Raw genomic sequence first — 20,427 nt, forward strand, 5'->3', positions numbered from 1 at the left:
GAGTTATTTAAAATAATGGCTTTCTATATATAATCAATAAATTTACATTAATAACATTGGTTAGGATCATCGGCACAAGTATCAGGTAAATAATATGCACATATAGGGTTTTCCATATCCCCAACACAATCTACTGGTTGATCGGTTATATTCAATAGAGTAGTGCTACTACCGGATGGGTTTGTAGCGATAACAGAATATGCACCAGGAGCCCCTTCAATATAATTAACGTCTCCATTATTATTAATAGATATATTTGCATTCATAGGTGTAATACTCCAAGAATAAGCTAATCCGCCGGTATTGTAACTCCTTAGTAATATAGGCTCTGTGGTATATCCAGATGAATATGAGCTATCATAAAAGTAGTCATAATCTATAGAAGTAGGAAGTATAGGAACGGCCAACATGGAAAGATTAACAACTAAAATATTACTTGCCCCGGAAGTATTATAAGCAATCACACTATATGAAGCAGAGAGACCATCATAACCAATAATAGACAATGTCCCTGTGCTAGAAAGTGAAACATTTGCAGGTACTGAACTCCCATCCAACATAGTTATTGACCATGATGTAGGGGCTGGAGTGGTACTACTTTCTTGAATAGTAGACAATAAGCTTCTAGTAATATCAACGCCTATTACACCATTATCAATGTTATAAGACGCATCTAATGTAGGAGCTGGAGGACTAATAAATTCAAGAGTTAAAGTAACCGAGCTGTTATTACCCTCACTATCAGTTGCTTCTATCGTAACAGTGTAACTTCCAACGACACTGGGTATGCCTTGGATTTGAGCATTAACTCCTGTCGTTTGAACCAAAGATAATCCTGTAGGTAAAACACCTGAAGTAATAACATAACTAACAGCTGTTTCTAAGGTAAAAGGAAAGATAGTAATTGGCGTAATCGGAAACATTAATGTATATGGTGAGCTAATATAGCTATTTGATATTGCCAACGGCTCATTGCTATTCGTAAGAGAAAATGTCAGATCATATACTCCACCGGGAACAACTGGTGAGATACATTGTTCAGGTGTACTTGCATACGATGCATCAATATAATAATCAACCCACAAACATGTTTCACCACTACTTCCTATATACATTGGAGGTGTTGTTTGGCCAATTAATATATTTGTATTAACCAAGCTAGGACGCCAACCTATATCCGCGTCAGTCTGCGCATTTAACTGAGCCATGCCTTCCACAGATGAAGTATCAGCATATACAGTTACTGTGACTTTACCGGGATTCGTCGTAACATCACAGTTCCACCAAGTAAAATGTGAGACGGTCGCTAATAATGCTAACCCTGTAGGTGATGAAGTATTTACGACAACAGTACCATTTCCCTCTTGTGTCCAAATCCCTGTCAATTCATTCAATGACCAAAGAGCAATAACATCACCAACTTCAATAGCAACTCCTGTCTCAGGATATGTTGCGATATAAATTGGAATTTCAATATCCGCAGTCATACCATCCATTAATTGGATCTCATTTCCATCATCATCAGTAAAAATATACTCTACGGTACCTAGACTTGCTATTGGTGATTCTTCACCTGTTTCTTCCGAAATTCCAGAGAATTCACCAGGAAATGATTTGAGGATTGCGCTATTTGAAACATCTACTGGCGTCATATTGACTGTAATATTACCCGTTACTAAGTCGCCCTCTGTATCAATAAAACTACCAGCACTAACTGTAACTGATGCACCATTGCTACCTCTTAACATACCACCTAAATCTATATCTAATATTTGATCAACTCCACGAGTAATCATATTAATATCGAGAGGTAATGTACTTAAAGTAAGCGACGGAAGTTTTACACGGGTGACTTGATTCGCATACCCTTCAGACGAACTTTTTAATATTAACTTTTGTTCTGTAGCAGCAACCAGAAAAAATTCTCCGTTTGCATCTGACTGAAGTGTATCTATTAAAGTCTCATTTAAATCAAAGACTTCAATCGTCACATTAGGGACTGTATTACCATCAGCAGAAGTTAATCGGCCAGAAAAGTTAGAGGTTGCTAAAACATCTAAACTAACTGTTGCAACGTTTGAATCAACCGTTCCATCATTTGCAACGTAAGTAAAAGTGTCGAGACCAATGTAAGAAGTGTTCGGTACATAATTAACATTTGAACCAACTAAAGTAGCAGTGCCATGAAGAGGTAAAGAAACTAAAATAAAAGTTAATTCATCGCTATCCACATCATCCGCAATCAATGGTATGGAATAGGCAGCCGTATTATATAATAAAGAGTTACTTATCGAAGTAGATATTGGTGCAGTATTCGTTGAAAGATCCTCAGGTGAGTCATTATCATTCCCCCCACATGCCGCTAGTAGAGATATCATTATTGATATCAGTAAGCTGTTAAATAGATTTTTATTCATAGTTACTTCCCTTTTATATGACAAAAATTAATTACAATCAACATAAACAATAGCACAATAAATAGACAAAAAAAGATCAACAATTAAACACTGAAGTTATATTTATACCGATTACATTAAATAAGTGATCTAAATTTTGCGCAGGAAAAATGACTTAGTTTAAGACGTAAATTGAGCTAAATGGTTGTTCCCTTTACGAAATTTACAACGAACAAATAAGTTATTTTAACCAGTAAAATAGGTTAGTTAATTAGTGTAATTGGTATTAATCGTTATAAGATTGAATAAAAGGAAATAAAATCGATTATAAAACTGTAAGAGCTTGTCTTTGTTCATACAAACGTTGGGGTACACAAAAGAGTTAGGTGTTCGTTTGGCCATAAAAAATCAGTGATGACAAATTATCGACAAGTAAAAATATTCCATTAAAAGCAGGCAATTTATTAATATCCTCAGCCGAGATGATTCAACAGGTGACTTTGTCTATTATATAGATGATGACTGTTTACCAAATAAAGTGATGTTAAAACAGATAACCAATCCAATCATATTCAAAAATACACTTTATTTAAAACTGAAGTCACTTAGTGAGTGTTAATTTTTATATTTTGACTTCGGGGCTCATACTTTAGCTTGAAGAGTTTTGTGTTAAGTCTTTTAGACTTGCACTCAATCCCCAGTTTAAACAAACTGAAAATATTAACTTTTCGCCTAAAAACACAAAATACACATACACACAAAAAACTGCAGGCTAAAGCCAGCGCCCCAAAATCTTAAACACTATTACACAGCTAACTTTCTTAACTTACCAGCCACTTTCGAACTTATCCATTTCAGCGTTAATTGCTTTTATGTTTTGACCTCGAAGTGCATGACTAATTAGGCGAAGCCTAGTGTTATGAGCGGAAGAGCTCTGCGAGTCCTGTTTTCAGCTTGCAGGTTTTCTGTGTTAGTTCTTTTTTAGTTTAACCTTTGACTCAATCTAACTTTTTCACCTCAAAACATAAAAATACAAATACACAAAAAAACTGCAGGCTAAAGCTAGCGCCCCAAAATCTTAAACACTATTACACAGCTAACTTTCTTAACTTACCAGCCACTTTCGAACTTATCCATTTCAGCGTTAATTGCTTTTATGTTTTGACCTCAAAGTGCATGACTAATTAGGCAAAGCCCAGTGTTATGAGCGGAAGAGCTCTGCGAGTCCTGTTTTCAGCTTGCAGGTTTTCTGTGTTAGTTCTTTTTTAGTTTAACCTTTGACTCAATCTAACTTTTTCACCTCAAAACATAAAAAGACAAATACACAAAAAAACTGCAGGCTAAAGCCAGCGACCCAAATACTGACACTCATTAATTATGTTCTTCGTAGTATAAAACCACACAGAGCGACGCAGACTCACCTTTCCTAAACCTTAAAGAGCCTTACAGCCATCTACGTACTTTTGTTGAATATATATTATATTGTTCTGGAAACTGCTGTAGCAAGTGCGTTTCTTCAGACAGAATTTGTCGATACAACACCACTACTCCGATGATCAAACAAAGTAATGAGAATAAAGAAGGTAGTGCAAGAAAGAAAGCAAACTGAGAGAGTGCGATACTCAAAAACATGGGATTACGTGAAAACTTATAAAAGCCATCAGTAATAAGTTTTTTAGGACCAGATGGGTCGATACCTGAACGCCATTGTTTACCCATTTTAAAATGAATAATAACAGTTATCATGAACCCTAGTGTGAGCAATATATTACCTAAAAGTACGATATAGAAAGACTCTGAAAGCAATAACATACCTAAATAATTATCAACGCTAGGAAAAAATAATCTAGCTAAACATATCATCCAGATAGTGGCTCTAAACACACGAAATGTCATGTGATTCCACCATGTAGAACAAAAACGCTCTCCGGTAAATATTAACTCTTTTTGATTTTCACGTAGACGGTTATGTTGAGTGCCATGTTGAGTGTTAAGTTGACTGTCATGTCGAGTACTAAGTTGAATACCAGCCTGATTGCTAGACGGCCTATTGTTCTGGTGCTTATTAACAAGAACTTTAACGGTGTAAAAAACAGCCACAAAGGTATAAAAAGCCGCTAAGTAAAAGCGTGTAAATTCTGTTATATCTAATTGGCTATCGTAAAATGTCATATTGCCCTATTAACCACGCTTATTCATTTAAACCTGTTTTGAATATTTACCTCTTTATTTTAAAGTGGCAATAAAACCCTACATGAAAAGCAGTATTTTAATCAAACAGTTGTATGATTTTGATTATAGTATAAAGACGATGATAATCCGAATCGACTAGGCAGTTTTTATGGAGTTTCTATAATGATTTTATGATATTTAAGCAGCCTTTTCAGAGAGAGCAGATCAATGTTAATAAACAATCCTCTTACCATGACTCTAATATAGTTAAAAGTTGTCCAAGAAAGTGAATACACTAGAGCAACAATATATCCCCGTGACTATTCAAGGTGTTTACATCACCGCTTTCCCTCTGGGAGAGTGAGATTGAAAACCAACTCAGCGTTGCAACCTTCGATAACGACTCCCCATTGCCGTCATGTTACGCCTTGATTTGCAGTCCAAGCTAACGGCTGAACAAAGCACCTTGAACGGTAACGGGATAGACTCTCTTAAAATGATAAAGGTAGGAAACAATTATGAGGGAGCATTTCTCTCTGCAGGTGTTGTGTTAAAGGTTTTAGTCATTGTTTGTGGATCTACCTTCACTCTATGTTGATGAGTTGCTTCAGCCCACCAAACTAATTGGCTAAATGTTTGAGAGAAATAATCAAACCAAGCACTTTCTACTTGCCCTTCTTTCATTTCACCCGCTTCAGTAAAAACATCCTGTGCCTTAGGGATATGAATCATCGATGAAACCGACAAACAACCTAACTCGGAAAGAAAAGTCCGCAACCCAACTGCAGCCTTCATGCCACCCCATTGACCAGCAGAGTAAGTAACAATCGCACTCGGTTTATAGGAAAATAAAGAACTACCAAAATGGTTTAATAAGTTGGTTAAAGCAGGACTCATCGAGTGATTATATTCTGGGCTAATCATGATATAACCATCGCTCTCTTGAATTTTCTTAGCTAGTTGATCTAATGCGACGGGCACTTGGCTTTTTGAATAGGAAAAATGCGGTTTAAAAACAGTGTCTAATGGATAATCTAAAGCATCAACCAATTCAAATTCATTATCACCAAAGCGATCAGTTAAACATTCAATACACGCTTTAGCTACTCGTTCACCAAGACGTGCAGGTCTCGGTGGAGTGCTATCGCGAACTGTTCCTAAAAATACTAAAAACTTCATTAATAACCCTCCATAATGGACATTACATATATAAAAATCAGGCCCTTCAATAATTAAACTTACAATAGGCAACCTAAAGCCTAAATAAAGCCTTTGGTTAATACCAAAAGAATTAATAAGGTGATCATTCTTGCTGGTTAAAATCACCCCTAACTGCGTTGTGAGTTTTGAAGTGAGAACAACTATCTCCTACAACTCACGCCTTATTAGTGTTAATTTTTCCTGCGCAATCTCTGATCACTTATTTAATTCCATTGGTATAACTAAACATCTAATACAAATTTTTGAATGGCTTTTGCAACACCATGTTCATTATTACTCGCTGTAATATAGTCTGCGATGGCTTTTATATCATCGGTTGCATTGCCCATTGCGACACCTAAACCTGCGTATTTTATCATGTGATAATCATTGCCAGCATCGCCCATGCAAATAACTTGTTCCATAGGAATTGATAGATGCTCAGCAAGCGCTTTAACGCCAATTCCCTTATTACTGTTTAGATTCAAAAATTCTAAGAAAAAAGGAGCACTTTGCATAATAGTAAACTCTTCATGCAAGCTAGCAGGTAGCTGTTTAATAGCAGCGGTCAGCTTCTCTGGTTTATCAACTAACATCACTTTTAATATCAGTTCATCATCCTCTAGCGTTTCAAAATCAATCAAAGTAATGGGCTCACCATTCACTCTAGATTCAAGATCAGTATATTCATTATGCGCAGGCGTAATCAATCCTTTTTCATGTGAGAAAGCATGAATATCAACATCATATTGTTGAGCCACTTTAGCCAACTTCTTTGCATCTACGCCCGTTAAAATTTGACTACGAATGATTGTTTCACTTTTTACTTTTTGGACTACAGAAGCATTGAAACTTAAAACATAATCATCATCTGAGTCCATTCCTAATTCTTTTAATGACGGTCTCATACCACTTGTAGGGCGTCCTGACACCAATACAACTCGTACACCTTTTGCACGAGCAGCTGCAATTGCATCTTTATTTTCATTCGACATTTTTTTATCTGAATTAAGTAATGTGCCATCTATATCTAAGGCAATTAGTTTGTACATACCGACTCCACTGTTTTAATTAAGGTGCATTGCATACTTTTGGTTTTTTAAGGGTTTGGTATTAATCTCTTTTAATACTGGCAAATTCAAGTTTTTAATACATATCACTTAGTCAATTATTATCGATTGACTATTATAAGAAAGACCAAATCACTGTGCGGCAACACTAAGTGACATTTCAATTAATATAACGGTTAATATGCAGATAGCTTTTCTAAATAACAAGATATACCCGTTACCATTCAAGGTGCAAAATTCAGCAAGCGATGAAGTGAACAGACTCTAGGCAAGAAGAGGAAGATCTAACGGGTTAAATCGACACTTCTAACAACGAAGGTATTTACTTCACAGCTTGCCCTCTGAGTCGTACCCAGTAGCATCGCAACATTGTTCATTTTATACATCGTTTATTTTGTACATTATTCATTTTACACATTGTTTATTTTGCATTGCCTGATCTTACTTTATTTCAACAATGTAAATACTACAAGTTGCAACGATTTACATTAAGTTACAATATGTTGCACAACATATATCAATGTTAAGTTAAATTTAAACTATCGCCCTTCTATCCACGCTAACACATCTGAAAAGCGATAATTTTCCAGTGATGCAAAACCTGTTAATTGACGAACCTTTAAACGCGTAAAAATAGGCGTTGTTAATCCACAAAAAAAGCGCGCTCTTAACACTGTACTATCATGCGCACCTAACTTTTCCGAGATTTCAATACACTGTTGTGCTGCATCGTATTGTTGTAATGGTCGTAAACTAGCAACGACAGGCATGACCGCAGGATGCCCTGCACAAACAGAGCAATGCCCACAAGCACCTTGTAAATTAGCGTCTGAAAAATACTGTGCTAATTGTAAATTAAGGCATTGTTCACTCGCAAAGAAAGCTAAAAGATGATGAATTCGTTGAATTTCACTACTTTCTTTCTGTGAAAATCGTTGTGTTAGCTCACCCAATAAATTCCCTGTAATCTGAGATTTATCTACTTTATAGACTTGTGTCATTTGCTTTGTTTGTAGTTCAATCAAACCTTGCAGATCTAAATAATCGATAGCCGTTAATACACGACTTCTTTCACATTGGTAAGTTTGCTGCATTTTTTCAAAATTTAACGTACTCCAAGTACGTGCTCTGTCCGATGTGGCGAGTATAGTTTGTACAAACTGCGCACGTTCGCCATGAAAACGTGAAACCAACTCATTTTCAGGGACTAACAACTTATATTTATATTCCGCGTAGTAGCTATAAGCAGGTTCAATCACTTGCTCTAATTCTAAATAAACCAATAAGGTTTTTAAGGCTAATAAACGAATATTAGATTGAGTGGAAAGGCTATTCATTACCACTTCCCAATGCCCTTGGGTTTGGTAGATTTCATTAATGATGAAATCAATAGCAGAACCTTCCGGTGTATCGGCATACACAAAATTTTCTAATACATTTAAGTTGTTTTTGTTTGCTAACACTAAACAATCTGACGATTGACCATCGCGCCCGGCTCTACCAATTTCTTGCGCATAGTTTTCAATGGATTTTGGTAAATCATAATGTACAACAAAACGGATATCGCTTTTATCAATGCCCATACCAAAGGCAATAGTGGCAACAATTAACGGGATCTTCCCACTCATAAATTGTTGTTGGATACCTTGTCTTACTTCAGAATCTAAACCTGCATGGTAAGCTGTAGCTTGTACACCTTGTCGTAATAAAGACTCCGCCACTTGCTCTGCCGTTTTCTGTAGCGTCACATAAATAATGCCAGCGCTATGCTGTCTGTCTTTTAACCAAGGCAGCAAGGTGGGTAATTTGTTAGCTTCATCGACACCAACAACGGATAAATTTAAGTTGCTACGATAAGATCCTGTCAACGTAATGTTGTTAATATCAATATGGAATTTAGCCGCCATATCGTGAATAACTTTTGAAGTGGCCGTCGCGGTTAATAAAAGCACTTGCTGGATAGCAAACTCTTCTCGATAACTTGCTAACTTTAAATAATCAGGACGGAAATTATGCCCCCATTCACTAATACAATGGGCTTCATCAACCACTAATAATGAAATGGGTACTTTCTTCAAAAAGGCCCTAAAGCGTTCGCTATTAAGACGTTCTACCGAGATAAATAAAATCTTGATCTCACCATTAGCAACACTTTTATAAACTTGTGCAGACTCCGCAGGGCTTTGCATAGACTGAATACTCGCCGCTTTAATCCCCTTACTTTGTAAGAATTCTAGTTGGTCTTGTATCAGCGCGAGCAGTGGAGAAACCACTAAAGTCAGATGCGGTAAATGTAATGCAGGGAGTTGATAACAAAGAGACTTCCCTGAACCAGTAGGGAAAATAGCCGCAGCGCTATGGCCATCAAGCAACGCTTGAATCACCGGCTCTTGGCCGGGTCTGAATTGATCGAATCCAAAATATTGCTGTAAGGTAGAATACATAAAAAGACCTAAAAAAGGGTTAATGCTTATTTATAGCATAGTTAAAATATAGTTGAAGTATAGTTGAGAGTATTTGTATGAATGCCACTTCTACTTTCATCTTGTATATGGTTTAGTTCGTTTTGTTTTTACATCTACCGTTATTTGTATTAATTATTTTATGTTTTGATTACTAACACACAAAAAACTGCAGGCTGAAGCCAGCGCCCCAAAACCTTAAAAAATCAAACATATTTATACGATTAGCCTTTTGACTTAACGGTCACTCTCTAACTTACCAGTATTTGTGTTAATCCTTTTATGTTTTGTCCTTTACCACACTCTACAGCTTACGAATATTTAACTTTATCAACTCTTCATGCAAAGCATAAACAACACAAAAAAACTGCAGGCTGAAGCCAGCGCCCCAAAACCAATAAATAACCTTGGTGCGTATTGTTTGTTAATGTGTTGATATTTCTGGTCGTAGGCAAATAAAAAAATCTAGTGTTATGAGCGAAAGAGCACTGCGAGTCCTGTTTTCAGCTTGTAGAATTTCGGTGTTAATTATTTAAACTAAGCAACCTTGTTAGTTTTTTTCATTATGATCTAATACTTTCTGCAGCAACATTTCTAGTTGCGCTATTTCCTCTTCAGATAATACTTCAAGTAAAGAACTACTCTGTTTATGTAACTCCGGCATGATCGTCTCTACTAACTGTTTACCTTTTTGATTTAACTGCACTAACTTACTGCGTTTATCTTGTGGATTATCTATACGAACAATTAACCCTGCATTAGCTAAACGGCCTAATATTTTTGTTAAACCGCCTGAGCTGAAAAACATGCTGCGATATAAAGCGGTAGGCGATAGACAATAAGGAACAGGATTTCTGCGTAACGTGGCTAACACACTAAAATCAGCATGTTGCAATTGATATTGCTCTACACAACGTTCAATTTCATGTTTGAATAAATCATGGATACGAGTCATTTTTAATAAAGAAAATGAGATAGTGTCAGCACATTCAGGCCAGTTCTCTCGAACTTCACGCTGCATTTCTCTCATACTATTTTTTACACTCATTCTCTTTCACTCTTAGTCAAATTTTTGCTTGATCATGGGCGCCATATTCTTCTGACACTTTCTCACTGTTTCTCGCAAGAACATATCTTGCCAGTAAGATAAAATCCACCTATTATCTTACTCGAAAGATAAACAAGAGGTCAAGATGACACAAACTAGTAAAAATAAAGTCAGTAAGCGTTTAATTGTGACACTATCATCGATATACGCTGTTTCTCCATTTGCAATCGACAGTTATTTACCTGCTCTGCCATTAATAGCCAATGAAATGCAGGTTGATATATCAATGCTATCGGTAACAGTTAGCTTATACATTTTTGGTCTTGCGATTGGACAACTCATTGGTGGTCCCTTATCCGATAGACATGGTCGTTTACCGATCATGATGTTAGGCCTCGGCATTTTTGCATTTGCGAGTGTCCTACTCACCACAAGCTCACACATTAGCGTGTTATGGTCATGGAGGTTATTGCAAGCTATTGGCGGGGGGATTGCGATCGTTGGTGTACCAGCCACTATACGAGACAATGCAGATGGAAAAGAAGCAGCCAAATTGTTTGCCTTAGTTTCCTTGATCATGATGATTGCCCCTTCTATTGCACCAACTATCGGTAACTTTATTTTATCCATTCATAGTTGGGATTGGATCTTTTACTTTATGGCTGCATTTTCATGTTTAGCAATTTTGATGGCAAAAATATTTATTCCACACCAATCTTCTAAACAAAAGAAAGAATTAGCGATAACCATAGAGCGCCGAAAAGGCATTAAATTTATAGATGTATTTAAACATAAACAAGCGATAGGTTACTTGATTGCACAAGCCTTTGCTTTTGCTGTATTAATGACATTTGTGACTAATTCATCAATGATTTACATGGAAATTTTTAAAGTCAGTACTGACACGTTCTCTATATTATTCGCAGCTAATATTGCTGGTATCATTATTATTAACCGGTTAAATACCGTGTTATTAAACAGTTTTGAACCTTCCCTTTTATTACGTTGCTTCTTAACCATGCAATTCATAGGGGGCTTATTATTAGTATTTTCGAGCTTCTTAGAGCCTAAAAGTTTAACACTTACTGTTATCGGTTTTATCATCATGATCAGTGCTAATGGTGGTGTGATGGCAAACTCGAATGCGTGTTTCCTCAAGTATTTTGGAAAAGATGCAGGGACAGCCTCAGCCGTATTAGGTGCTTTTCAATGTGCAATGGGCGCTACCATTAGTGCATCCGCTGCTTTTATTAGTATGGGTTACTTACAACCGGTGGCAATCATCATGTTGATATCATCAAGCATCGCACTAACAGCCGTTATTCATAGTAATAAACAAGCACGCTTAGCCGATGAATTAGAAGCAAAAATATAGAAAATGCACACCAAAATTGATTGATATTCATGAGTGAATAGGAATGAAAGAAAGCGTGAGACTGAGTTAATAATAAAGTGAGTAATAAAAGAAAAGGCTAAAAATAAAGCAAAGTTAGATCATTCAAACCTTAGTTCATTCAAACCACTGTTTAAGTGTTTCTTTTGCTTTATCTTTATGTTCTTGTTTAACGTAAGTGATCACCGCAGCAGTGGCAGCAACTAACACCCCAAGGTCATCTGAATAACCAACAATTGGGGTAAAGTCTGGAATCGCATCTAACGGTGAAATAAAGTATCCAAGTGCACTATAAACAGTTGTTTTAGCCCAAGTAGGCGTATCACTATCTTTGCCTGCATAATAAAGTTTTAAGGCAGGCTCTAAAACCACTTCACCGGCTATCTTTGCAAACTTTTTAGTTTTAGTCCAAAAGCTATCTTCGGTAAACTCGTTTTCATAAATATTATCGGACATATCAACACCTCGTGATTTCTTATTAGCACTAATGAAAAAATAAGTTTTCTGTTTTTAGCGTCATTAATATAATACCGATTACATTAAATAAGTGATCTAAATTTTACGCAGGAAAAATGACTTAGTTTAAGGCGTAAATCGAGCTAAATGGTGTTCCCTTTACGAAATTTACAACGAAGAAATAAGTTATTTTAACAAGTAAAATAGATCAGTTAATTAGTGTGATTGGTATAACAGTCAGCTTCATAAAACCCAACGTTAGTGTCAAGCAGCTCCTACTTTGCATATATACCCGTTATCATTCAAGGTGTAACATTCAGCATACGGTGAAGTGCACAGATGCTAGGCAGGAAGAGGAAGATCTAACGGGTTAAATCGACACTTTCTAACAGCGAAGGCGGTTGTTTCACGACTTGTCCTGCGAGCAAAAACTAACTCTGCGTTGTAACCTTCGATAACGACTCGCCATTGCCATCATGTTACGCCATGATTTGGAGTCCAAGCTAACGACTGAACAAAACACCTTGGACAGTAACGGATATGACACTAATGAATTATGCGAGTCGTGTTCCATTTGGCGCATCAAGATCTGGCGTTGCTAAGACGACAGCACCATCCTCTCTATGAAAGCCAGTGACTAAACACTCAGACATAATCGGACCAATTTGCTTTACAGGAAAATTAGTCACTGCCATGATCTTTTTACCTAATAACGACTTTTTTGTATATAACACTGTAATTTGGGCACTAGATTTTTTGATGCCTAATTCAGACCCAAAATCGATATGTAAAATGTACGCAGGGTTTCTCGCTTTAGGGAAATCTTCAACGCGAATAATAGTACCAACACGCATCTCTACTCGCTGAAACTCATTCCACTCTAAATCGTTATCGCTTAAATTATTCTGCTTTGCAGTATTGCTGTTTACACCCTTACTGTTTAAATCATCCATACTTAAACCTTTTATTACTAAGCCATTTGTTATTAAAGTATTTTATCTTAAAAAATTGATGCTTGATGTCTTTTGTATTAACTAAAGGTACCGATGACCTTATTAAATTGAACTCAAAAAATGGCCGTAATAGATCTTTTCACCAACAAGTGATTCTAATTCTTTAGTACTTGGAAATGTTGGCCATTTTACCGCCGTTGACTTCACCGCTTGCTCATCGGCCCAAGTCAGCTGCCAGCAGATTTCATCTTCAACACCTGTTTTTTGCAGTATATCGTAAGACGTAATCACCTTTTCATGTGCATTAATTTCATTAAAAATTAAAAGACTCAATTCAATCACTCTTGAAATATTGTGTTTTTCTACTTTAAATATAGCGACTTCATAACAAAGACTCATGGACTTCCTTTCTGGGGGATAGAATGTATTAAAGAATATGCCATTAACAGCGAAGAACTCATTAATAAGCAAGTTAATAAAGAATGAAGCTAACACTCTAAACCAATACCTAAGTATAAGAACATATATTCTTAAGGTATTCGTTTAAAGTGTTTAGATATTACTTAAAATGCATATTACTTAAAGTGCATATAATTTTAAATAAATAGGCGTTATTTAAAATTACTCGATAACGAAAAAAATACTTTTTTGCCTCGGTTGTTACTTTCTTTAAGCATATGGATAGGTGATAGCTCTTTATTAAAACCTTCATAACCAAGTGTAATTTCTTTCAATGCCGCTTCATCTAAAGATTGGAATGCCATAGACCAATCAGAGAACGCACGTTGTTTAATATTGCCTTCATAGAAAACACCGATACTGGTATGACGTAAATCTTCACAAATAGTTTGGTATAACGCTTTAACGACATTTTTATCGCCTTCCAATATTTGCATAATCTCCCTATCATGATAAATCAACAAACCAGTGACCCCGAGCTCCTTATTTTTAATTCGAGCCTTCGTTAAAATATCCATTAGCTCATCTTCTGATAAACGTTGAGGTGCAACACTGGTATAAAGCAATTCAAACATAGTTAATTTAACCCATTGATAAAGTTATTAGATAATTAATTTAACTATAGCTTGTTAAAACAATAATATATAAAAAGTAGTATTTAAATTAACAAAATTTATTCATAAATTTCTAATGGAAGTCCATCTGGGTCACTAAAAAAGGTATATTTCCTATTGGTATATGGATCTATTCTGATCGGCTCAACGTTAACACCCATTGTTAATAGATAAGCAGTAACCACTTCAACAGAATCGACACTAAAGGCTAAGTGCCTCAATCCTAATGCTTCTGGATAACTTGGACGTTCAGGTGCATTTTTAAAAGAGAACAATTCTATTTGCCCTCCATTAGGTAATTCAAGATCAAGCTTATAAGCATCACGAGGTGTTTGATAGTTTTCAGCAATAACCTGTAACTTTAAAATTGAAGTATAAAAGTGTTTTGAAACGACATAATCAGAGCAAATAATGGCGGCATGATGAATTGATTTAAGCATTTTATATCCTACAGAGTCAGTTTTATTAAAGGCAGTGATTTACTATTACTAATGTAAAAATAACGACGCCTAGATTCACATAATAAGTGTAATTTGTTACTGTGATATCAAATTAAAATGAGACATGACTCTAAAAAATCAACTAAAAAACACATAAATTATTTTTAATATGCGACAAATCGAAGGAGCCAACATGAATGATATTGACATTAGACTAATCACAGATAAAGACATTCGTGGTTTCTATGACGCTTTATGTAGTGTAGCAAGTGAAGGTATTTATTTACTAACAACAACCCCACCAGCTTATGAAAAAAAGCAGTATTTTGTCCTTAATAATATTGACAAGAATAATGCTCAATATGTTGCCGTACAAAAAGATAAAGTAATAGGTTGGGTTGATATTATTCCACTAGAACGAAATACTATGACACATGTTGGACACCTCGGTATGGGTGTTTTATCTGAATTTAGAGGGTTAGGCATTGGGACTAAATTGTTAAACAAAGCAATGGAGCACGCTTGGAATCAAAAATTAACACGTTTAGAGTTAGAAGTATTTTCTGACAATGAAGCAGCAATTCAATTATACAAAAAATGCGATTTTAAAGTCGAAGGCATAAAAAAATCCGCTCGCCTTTTTGAAAACAAATATCAAGATATAACTATCATGGCACAATATAATATATGACCTAATTAGTGGTCATATTTCGAATATGTATTAATTAGCATAATGCCAGTATTCTTATACTAATTAAGTGAATTTAAACTGAATATCTTTCACTTAAAAATGGCTAATGACAAAAATCTAACGTAATAACTCAAACATAATGTCCGTCTAGTATTGTTTTTCTAAGGCGTATTATGATTATTTCCAAATCAGAGGTAAAAATGATAATACGTTTTATGGATTCAGCTGATCTGAAAAGTGCTGCTCAAATACATCAACTCACCTTTCCGAGACAACCCAACTCACTTGAATGGTTGCAATGTAATTTAAATGCAACTCCTCGCTTTCTTAATTTTGTAGTGGTAGTTAATCATCATATTGTTGGTTATATCATTTGGGTTCAAAAAAGTGGATTTCGCTCCGAAGCAGTAATAGAGCTAGAGCAATTAGCTGTTCATCCTCATTTTCAAGGGCAAGGAATTGCTCGTAAATTAATTAATGAATCGCTTTTATTAGTAAAAAAGCAACTTGCCGATAACGACTCAATTTTAAAACATATCATGGTAACAACAAGATCAGATAACGTTGTTCAGCAACTTTACAAAGAGACATTAGGCGCAGAAGTTGAAACGACCATTTCGAACCTTTATTCTGCAGATGAAGTATTAATGATTGCCCGAAATGTTAGTGCATAACGTTATAAATGGGTTCACCATGGTTGGAGATGTTCTATTCGTCTCCAAAATGAATCACTTTTTGAACAGCAATAGTCTTTTACATTCAGATGCAGGGTTTATTGATGTTAATGATAGTAATAAAGTGTCTAAACGAATTTATATTCAAGGGGTTAAGAACCCTTAATAATTTGACCAAATCATGATAAATAATCTGAAATAATGTTTTATTAAAAAGGATAGTAAACCGTTGACTGCTTTCCTCTCATTAAGATTTATTCCAATAATTTTTTAGACTTTTAAGGAATATATATGTTCAATTTATTTACCTCTGTAGTTTTACCAAACAATTAGTACTCACCTTATTAAGTGATTAAACAAACACCTTAATATTAATGATTATCATTAGTGTAAAGAAGGTGAGTTTAACGATATAATCATTTTTATTTCTATTCAAGGTGTTACACATGATTCGATTACTTGTCCGCCCTTTCTTAATACTCTTTACTGGGTTTTTATTAGCAAGTTGTGGCGATGCACAAAATACTAATTCAACATTAGCAATCGATCAAATAGAAAAAGATCCTTCAGGTTGGCCAAGAAGCATCATGACTTCACAGGGACTATTAACACTAGATAAACCACCTCAACGTATCGTGTCTACCAGTGTGACTTTATCTGGCACATTGCTCGCGATAGATGCGCCTTTAGTGGCTTCTGGCGCCACCATGCCAAACACCAACGTCGCCTCAGAAAAAGGCTTTATGCGTCAATGGGACAGTATTGCAGAGCAACGAGATGTACAAGCCTTGTATCAAAGTGAGCCTAATGCCGAAGCTATTATTAAAGCGCAACCCGATATTATTATCATTTCAACCACTGGCGCTGACTCGGCAATGCGTTTGTATGATCAACTTAAAGATATCGCCCCGACTCTTGTCATTCGTTACGATGATAAAAGCTGGCTGCAATTGGCACAGATATTTGGTGACCTGTTTGGGTTAGAAGCACAAGCGAAATCAGTCATTGATTCATTCAAACAACAAGCCATACAAACCAAAAAAAGCATCACATTGCCTGCACAACCGACTACTGCGATGGTTTATAACCCTGATGGCAGTGGCGCCAGCATTTGGACAAGCCAATCAGCTCAAGGGCGTTTACTAGAAGAGTTAGGTTTTACGCTGGCCACCATCCCAGATTCAATTAAAGGCGATATTAGTATGGGCGTTCGCGATGACATTATTATCGCTAAAGGTGAGCGATTCCCAGATGCAGTGACCGGTCAATCCATTCTGTTATTTGCTACTGAACAAGCGTCAGAGAAACTAGTACTCGACAATAGTTTTTTACAAAACAATAAAGCAGTTCAAAATAACCAAGTGTATGCCGTTGGTAACGATACTTTCAGGCTCGACTATTACAGCGCAACCAACCTGCTAACACGATTACAGTCGTTGTTTGGTGACAGCAACAATGATTAATGGTCAAACTCATAACGGTTCAACAAGTCGCTATCAATCCTTACGTAGCTTAGTATTAAGTCGTTTTCAATGGCTGATGCTTTGCATATTATTGTTGGCCTTGATCATGGTCGCCAGCCTATGTATTGGTGCTAAATCATTACCCATCAGTGATATTTACCATGTTCTATTTTCCGACCAACCCGGATTAACCAGCACAATTATCTTTGAAGGTCGTTTACCAAGAACATTAAATGGATTATTTGTAGGCATGGCCTTAGGTACTTCAGGTGCCTTAATACAAGCAATCACCCGAAACCCGTTGGCAGACCCAGGCATACTCGGCATCAATTTAGGCGCTAGCTTGGCAGTCGCCATTGCAGTGGTGTTTTTAGGCGCTACACAGTTTAGTGACTTTTTCATTTATGCCGCGCTAGGTTCATTAGTAGCGAGCTTATTGATATTTGCTATTGGCAGTCTCAGTGCCGGTAAAGTAGACCCGCTTAAATTAACCTTAGCAGGTATAGCATTAGGGGCAGTATTTGCAGGCCTTAGTTCTGCATTAATTCTATTTAATCCTCTGGCCTTTGACCAAGTACGATTTTGGACAGTAGGTAGTTTGGATATTCGCACCCTGTCGGTCCCTTTATATATCGCGCCTGTTGTTATTGCCGGATGTTTATTAGCCTTAAGCATTACACCTGCATTAAACGCGTTTGGTTTAGGGGATGCATTAGCGGCTTCGCTGGGCAGTAACCCTATTCGAGTGCAAATTATTGGTTTAATTACTATTACCTTATTATGCGGAGCAGCAACCGCCGCCGCCGGCCCAATAGGGTTTGTTAGTTTAATGATGCCGCATATTGCGCGTTGGATGGTTGGCCCTGATCAACGATGGATCATTCCATTCAGTTTTATTCTCACGCCTTGTTTATTACTTATTGCTGACATTATTGGCCGAGTTTTAGTGGTTGGTGAATTAAGAGTCTCTATTGTCACCGCTTTTATCGGGGCACCTATTCTGATTTATCTGGTACGTAGAAAAGGTGCGAGTAGTTTATGATCGCTAATAGCAGCCATTCTTCACGCACGCCTACACCTAAACCTAAACCTACACGCTCTATTTTAGGCCGAGCTTTTGTGTTTACTTTAGCCTTGGCCTTAATCTTTTTTACCCTATTTATTGGCAATGGTATTGGTGATGGTATTGCCAACAACCTACAAGGTATTTGGCAGTTAATCATCGGTGAAGCAGATAAATATCAATCGATTGTCGTGTGGCAGTGGCGAGCGTCAAGGTTGTTCGGCGCCCTCATCATTGGTGCCGCATTAGGCATTAGTGGTGCCGTTTTCCAGTCATTGGTCAGAAACCCACTTGGTAGCCCAGACATTACAGGCTTCAATGTCGGTGCTTTCACTGGCGTACTCATTGCTATCGCCCTATTTGGTAACTTGTATTGGTACAGTGTAATTGGTGCATTAATCGGTGGTTTAGCTGCGGCGGTTTTAGTTTATCTCTTTGCTTATCGTGATGGGCACTCAGGCTTCAGGTTAATTATTGTTGGTATTGCCATCAGTGCCACGTTAACCGCGTTTAATCAATGGTTGTCACTAACCGTTTCATTAGAAACCGCAATGACTGCAGCTTTATGGAGTGCGGGATCATTAAATGGCATGACTTGGTCACGCATCATGCCAGCGACCCTATTAATATTGGTGTTAATCGGTCTATCAATGCTATTAAACACCCGTATGAAATTATTAGAAATGGGCGATGACACCGCGGCAGCATTAGGTATTTCAGTCAATAAAACACGCTTGGTATTAATGTTAGTTGGCGTGTCGCTAACCGCAGTGACGACGGCTATCACCGGCCCAATCTCTTTTATTTCATTGGCCGCCCCACAAATAGCACGTCGACTACATCCACAACGCCATATTACCCTGTTTGGCTCTGCGCTAGTGGGTGCATTGTTGCTCACCAGTGCTGACTTTATTGCTCAACACGGTTGGCAAAACACCACCTTGCCAGTAGGACTTGTCACCATTAGCTTAGGTGGCCTCTATCTAGTTTATTTGATTATTCGAGAAGGTAAATAATGACACAATCATCATTTAAGGCACGTTGTGTCAGCACATCAGAAACAATGACTGAACAAGCAGCACTGGAAACAAAATCAGTAACCCTAGCCTACGAACACAATGTGATTGCCAAAGACCTCTCAGTGGAGATTCCTCACGGTAAATTCACGGTTATAGTCGGACCAAACGGCTGTGGCAAATCGACCCTATTACGTTCATTAAGTCGTTTACTGGTGCCTAAATCAGGTGAGATTTTATTAAATGGAGAGAACATACACAGTCAATCTACACGGGAAGTGGCTAAAAAATTAGGCTTGTTACCGCAATCTGCCATTGCGCCTGACGGCATTAAGGTAATCGATTTAGTATCACGTGGCCGATTCCCGCATCAAAAATGGTTTCAACCTTGGTCTGAAGCCGATCAAAAAGCCGTGGAGTTAGCCATGCAAGCGACAGGCATAATGGATTTTGCGCAGCTCAATGTCGACCAGTTATCTGGCGGTCAACGTCAACGAGTCTGGGTTGCGATGGCATTAGCACAAGAAACATCCTTATTGTTATTGGACGAACCCACCACTTATTTAGATATTGCCCACCAAATCGAACTGATGGATCTATTTCAAGATCTCAATCGGATTCAAGGTCATACATTAGTCGCGGTATTGCATGACCTTAATCATGCTTGTCGTTATGCGGACCATTTGATCATGATAAAATCAGGTGAAATAATTGCCACCGGCTCACCAAATGACATCATCACCGAAACACTTATTGAAGAGGTATTTGGGTTGTCCTGTTTAATTTTTCCTGATCCTATTTCGAATACGCCTTTAATTATACCGCGTGGCAGAGCCTCAACAGCCACCAGTTAACGC

Annotated in this window: 18 protein-coding genes; 7 read left to right on the top strand and 11 right to left on the bottom strand. The window is 37.0% G+C overall.

From position 1 onward, the window contains the following. Nucleotides 1-47: 47 nt before the first annotated feature. The 6 genes from SP041_RS15865 to SP041_RS15890 all read right to left on the bottom strand — a co-directional run bounded on the left by SP041_RS15865 (nucleotide 48) and on the right by SP041_RS15890 (nucleotide 10,348). Nucleotides 48-2,378 carry an Ig-like domain-containing protein gene (locus SP041_RS15865; protein WP_170968565.1) on the bottom strand — a complete coding sequence of 777 codons (2,331 nt, stop codon included), beginning with the start codon at nucleotides 2,376-2,378 and terminating at the stop codon, nucleotides 48-50. Between the two features lie 1,461 nt (nucleotides 2,379-3,839). After that, nucleotides 3,840-4,568 (bottom strand): isoprenylcysteine carboxylmethyltransferase family protein, encoded by a 729-nt coding sequence (locus tag SP041_RS15870; RefSeq protein ID WP_025564611.1) that lies wholly within the window; start codon nucleotides 4,566-4,568, stop codon nucleotides 3,840-3,842. A gap of 516 nt (nucleotides 4,569-5,084) precedes the next feature. Continuing rightward, a complete protein-coding gene (locus tag SP041_RS15875) occupies nucleotides 5,085-5,747 on the bottom strand; it encodes an NAD(P)H-dependent oxidoreductase (protein WP_025564612.1) in 663 nt (220 codons plus the stop codon). Nucleotides 5,748-6,010: 263 nt separating this feature from the next. Beyond that, nucleotides 6,011-6,820 carry a sugar-phosphatase gene (yidA, locus tag SP041_RS15880; protein ID WP_025563651.1) on the bottom strand — a complete coding sequence of 270 codons (810 nt, stop codon included), beginning with the start codon at nucleotides 6,818-6,820 and terminating at the stop codon, nucleotides 6,011-6,013. Between the two features lie 557 nt (nucleotides 6,821-7,377). Further along, on the bottom strand, nucleotides 7,378-9,282 hold the full coding sequence (locus SP041_RS15885; protein ID WP_025563650.1) for an ATP-dependent DNA helicase RecQ: 1,905 nt from the start codon (nucleotides 9,280-9,282) through the stop codon (nucleotides 7,378-7,380). 568 nt (nucleotides 9,283-9,850) lie between these two features. Continuing rightward, nucleotides 9,851-10,348: a MarR family transcriptional regulator gene (locus SP041_RS15890; protein ID WP_025563649.1), complete on the bottom strand. Its 498-nt coding sequence runs from the start codon at nucleotides 10,346-10,348 to the stop codon at nucleotides 9,851-9,853. A 145-nt stretch (nucleotides 10,349-10,493) separates the two neighbouring features. Here SP041_RS15890 and SP041_RS15895 point away from each other — a divergent pair, with 145 nt between their 5' ends. Beyond that, nucleotides 10,494-11,723 (top strand): multidrug effflux MFS transporter, encoded by a 1,230-nt coding sequence (locus SP041_RS15895; RefSeq protein ID WP_025563648.1) that lies wholly within the window; start codon nucleotides 10,494-10,496, stop codon nucleotides 11,721-11,723. Nucleotides 11,724-11,858: 135 nt separating this feature from the next. Here SP041_RS15895 and SP041_RS15900 read toward each other — a convergent pair whose 3' ends face one another. From SP041_RS15900 to SP041_RS15920, 5 genes are all read right to left on the bottom strand, one after another. Continuing rightward, a complete protein-coding gene (locus tag SP041_RS15900; protein ID WP_025563647.1) occupies nucleotides 11,859-12,197 on the bottom strand; it encodes a YkvA family protein in 339 nt (112 codons plus the stop codon). A gap of 554 nt (nucleotides 12,198-12,751) precedes the next feature. Continuing rightward, nucleotides 12,752-13,150: a tRNA-binding protein gene (locus tag SP041_RS15905; protein WP_025563646.1), complete on the bottom strand. Its 399-nt coding sequence runs from the start codon at nucleotides 13,148-13,150 to the stop codon at nucleotides 12,752-12,754. A gap of 102 nt (nucleotides 13,151-13,252) precedes the next feature. Then, complete coding sequence (locus SP041_RS15910; protein WP_025563645.1) at nucleotides 13,253-13,549, bottom strand: hypothetical protein; 297 nt, start codon at nucleotides 13,547-13,549, stop codon at nucleotides 13,253-13,255. Nucleotides 13,550-13,761: 212 nt separating this feature from the next. Beyond that, nucleotides 13,762-14,184 carry a BLUF domain-containing protein gene (locus SP041_RS15915; protein WP_025563644.1) on the bottom strand — a complete coding sequence of 141 codons (423 nt, stop codon included), beginning with the start codon at nucleotides 14,182-14,184 and terminating at the stop codon, nucleotides 13,762-13,764. Between the two features lie 98 nt (nucleotides 14,185-14,282). Beyond that, on the bottom strand, nucleotides 14,283-14,663 hold the full coding sequence (locus tag SP041_RS15920) for a VOC family protein (RefSeq protein ID WP_025563643.1): 381 nt from the start codon (nucleotides 14,661-14,663) through the stop codon (nucleotides 14,283-14,285). 193 nt (nucleotides 14,664-14,856) lie between these two features. Between SP041_RS15920 and SP041_RS15925 the strand changes: the two genes are divergently transcribed. The 6 genes from SP041_RS15925 (at nucleotide 14,857) to SP041_RS15950 (ending at nucleotide 20,424) form a co-directional block, all read left to right on the top strand. Then, the gene (locus SP041_RS15925) at nucleotides 14,857-15,354 is read left to right on the top strand and encodes a GNAT family N-acetyltransferase (RefSeq protein ID WP_025563642.1); all 498 of its coding nucleotides are present in this window, start codon (nucleotides 14,857-14,859) and stop codon (nucleotides 15,352-15,354) included. 173 nt (nucleotides 15,355-15,527) lie between these two features. Next, a complete protein-coding gene (locus tag SP041_RS15930; RefSeq protein WP_240791484.1) occupies nucleotides 15,528-16,028 on the top strand; it encodes an N-acetyltransferase in 501 nt (166 codons plus the stop codon). Nucleotides 16,029-16,474: 446 nt separating this feature from the next. Then, entirely contained in the window at nucleotides 16,475-17,491 is a 1,017-nt protein-coding gene (gene fepB / locus SP041_RS15935; RefSeq protein WP_025563639.1) for a Fe2+-enterobactin ABC transporter substrate-binding protein, read from the top strand. Continuing rightward, on the top strand, nucleotides 17,484-18,533 hold the full coding sequence (locus tag SP041_RS15940; RefSeq protein ID WP_025563638.1) for a Fe(3+)-siderophore ABC transporter permease: 1,050 nt from the start codon (nucleotides 17,484-17,486) through the stop codon (nucleotides 18,531-18,533). The genes fepB and SP041_RS15940 overlap by 8 nt, the downstream gene beginning before the upstream one ends. Continuing rightward, nucleotides 18,530-19,570, top strand: coding sequence for an iron chelate uptake ABC transporter family permease subunit (locus SP041_RS15945; protein WP_025563637.1), 1,041 nt, complete (start codon nucleotides 18,530-18,532; stop codon nucleotides 19,568-19,570). The genes SP041_RS15940 and SP041_RS15945 overlap by 4 nt, the downstream gene beginning before the upstream one ends. Beyond that, nucleotides 19,570-20,424, top strand: coding sequence for an ABC transporter ATP-binding protein (locus tag SP041_RS15950; protein WP_081695360.1), 855 nt, complete (start codon nucleotides 19,570-19,572; stop codon nucleotides 20,422-20,424). The genes SP041_RS15945 and SP041_RS15950 overlap by 1 nt, the downstream gene beginning before the upstream one ends. Nucleotides 20,425-20,427: the final 3 nt, after the last annotated feature.

This window comes from Psychromonas sp. SP041 (genome assembly GCF_000470315.2).
GTDB lineage: Bacteria > Pseudomonadota > Gammaproteobacteria > Enterobacterales > Psychromonadaceae > Psychromonas.